Origin of the sequence: Flavobacterium sp. (assembly GCF_028712645.1) — a bacterium.
Lineage (GTDB): Bacteria > Bacteroidota > Bacteroidia > Flavobacteriales > Flavobacteriaceae > Flavobacterium.
The window spans coordinates 1-2,509 of sequence record NZ_JAQTPQ010000388.1 but is presented as its reverse complement, the minus strand read 5'-3'; the positions used below and the strand labels follow the sequence as shown (position 1 = coordinate 2,509).

Annotated in this window: 3 protein-coding genes; 2 read left to right on the top strand and 1 reads right to left on the bottom strand. The window is 35.4% G+C overall.

Annotated features, from left to right (window positions below; genetic code table 11):
- Together PHC28_RS18285 and galE are read left to right on the top strand one after the other, a co-directional pair.
- Window positions 1-374 (top strand): DegT/DnrJ/EryC1/StrS family aminotransferase (locus tag PHC28_RS18285; RefSeq protein ID WP_300103909.1); only part of this gene is annotated, 374 nt, incomplete at its 5' end.
- 91 nt (window positions 375-465) lie between these two features.
- Window positions 466-1,482 carry a UDP-glucose 4-epimerase GalE gene (gene galE, locus PHC28_RS18280; RefSeq protein ID WP_300103907.1) on the top strand — a complete coding sequence of 339 codons (1,017 nt, stop codon included), beginning with the start codon at window positions 466-468 and terminating at the stop codon, window positions 1,480-1,482.
- A 473-nt stretch (window positions 1,483-1,955) separates the two neighbouring features.
- Here galE and PHC28_RS18275 read toward each other — a convergent pair.
- Window positions 1,956-2,509: ACP S-malonyltransferase (locus PHC28_RS18275; protein ID WP_300103904.1), on the bottom strand; the 554-nt coding region annotated here is incomplete at its 5' end.

The following is a 2,509-nucleotide window of genomic DNA, read 5'->3' as shown; positions in this document are numbered from 1 at the left end:
ATAATTATTGTAATGCTCGTCGTGAGGCAGCAGCAAAATATAATAAAGCTTTTGAAGGCCATTCGAATATTGTAACTCCATCATTTGATTTAAATGGAGATGATCATGTTTTTCACCAATATACCTTAAGAATAATCAATGCAGACAGAAACGGTTTGATGGATCATTTATTGAGCAAAGAAATTCCTTGTGCTATTTATTACCCAATTCCGTTGCATTCACAAAAAGCTTATGCAGATTCTCGTTACAAAGAAGAAGATTTTCTAGTAACAAATCTATTGGTAAAAGAAGTAATTTCTTTACCAATGCATACCGAATTAGACGATGAGCAATTCAAATTCATAACGGATAGCGTTTTAGAATATTTAGGTTAATTTACCGCAGATTCGCGGATTTTAATTTTACAAATAATATAGATACTAAAAAACACCAAAAATCCGCAAATCTGCGGTTTAAATAATAAATATGAAAATACTAGTAACAGGAGGTTTGGGCTTTATTGGTTCTCATACTGTGGTCGAATTGCAAAATCAGGGTTTTGAAGTTGTCATTATTGACAATCTATCGAATACCTCATTGAATGTTTTGGATGGAATTGCCAACATTACGGGAATCAACACGGCATTCGAAAATTTGGATTTGAGAGACAAAGAAAAAGTACAGGATTTTTTCAAAAGACATCGCGATATCTCGGGAGTAATCCATTTTGCTGCTTCGAAAGCGGTTGGCGAAAGTGTTGGAAATCCATTGTTGTATTATGAAAACAACCTGAATACCTTAATTTATTTGCTTCAGGAATTGCAACAACAACCGGAAGCCAATTTTATTTTTAGTTCCTCTTGCACGGTTTACGGTCAAGCCGAAAAAATGCCCATTACCGAAGATGCATCCATTCAAACGGCAATGTCACCTTATGGAAATACCAAGCAAATAGGCGAAGAAATCATAACGGATACAGCCAAAGTAACCAATATCAACGCGATTTTGTTGCGTTATTTCAACCCAATTGGAGCACATCCGTCGGCTGAAATTGGCGAATTGCCACTAGGAGTTCCACAAAATTTAGTGCCGTTTATCACTCAAACTGGATTGGGTTTACGAAAAGAATTATCGGTTTACGGCAATAATTATCCTACCCCTGATGGAACAGCAATACGCGATTATATTCACGTAGTCGATTTGGCCAAAGCCCACGTTATCGCTTTGAAACGACTATTGAATAAAAAGAATTTGGATAAAGTCGAAATTTTTAATCTAGGAACAGGAACAGGAAGTTCAGTTTTAGAGGTAATTCATTCATTCGAAAAAGTAAGCGAAAAAAAATTGCCTTATAAAATTGTAGCTCGACGTGAAGGCGATATTACTTCGGCTTATGCCAGTACCGATAAAGCCAACAATGTCTTGGGCTGGAAAGCAGAATCCACCTTAGACGAAGCGATGGAAAGCGCCTGGAAATGGGAACAGAAAGTCAGAAACAAGTAATCATTGTTCAGTTTTTAGTGTTCAGCATAAAACAAAATCCTAAATTATCGAGTTGGTAATTTAGGATTTTTGGTTTTTATATTAGTAAAAAACATTTTGAATCATTAAAATAATTAATGATAGACCAATGAAAATACAAGGTAAATATGTTGGCCAAGCATTTTTGAAAAAAATTTCATATTGTATTTCTTGAGAAAAGGAAATTACAATGATTAGAATTCCGCTAATTAGATAATTAAAGTAGAATCGATATTTTAGGGTGTTTGATATTGATTTTATCAAAATAAAGAAACTTAAAACTAATGGTATGATATACCACAAAAAAAAATCAATTTTCATAGGGAAGTTATTTTTGTAAAGTTATAAAATCCAATTATGTAAATCCTAAAAAAAAATCCCCACAAACTTATAGTTTATGAGGATTCTGTTTATAAACACACTGATCACTAAAAACTGACCACTGAATACTAATCTTAAACATTCGCCGTCACCGCTTCTCTATCAATTTTTCCAATTAAACCTGTCAATACTTTTCCTGGGCCCACTTCGGTAAACAAAGTGGCACCATCTTTTATCATTTGCTGTACGGATTGTGTCCATTTTACTGGAGCTGTTAATTGGATAATCAAGTTTTTCTTGATTTCATTTGCGTCAGAAACTGCTGTTGCTGTCACATTTTGATACACTGGACAGATTGGAGTTGAAAATGTAGTTGCCTCAATGGCTGCTGCCAATTCTTCTCTTGCGGGTTCCATCATTGGAGAGTGAAAACCTCCGCCTACAGGCAATATCAACGCTCTTTTTGCACCCGCTTCTTTCATCGCTTCACAAGCTTTTTCAACTGCAGAAGTTTCACCAGAAATCACTAATTGTCCGGGACAGTTATAATTAGCCGCCACTACAACTCCGTCAATAGAAGCACAAACTTCTTCAACGATATTGTCAGCTAATCCAAGAACTGCGGCCATTGTTGAAGGTGTTATTTCGCAGGCTTTTTGCATTGCTAGAGCTCTCTGTGAAACTAATT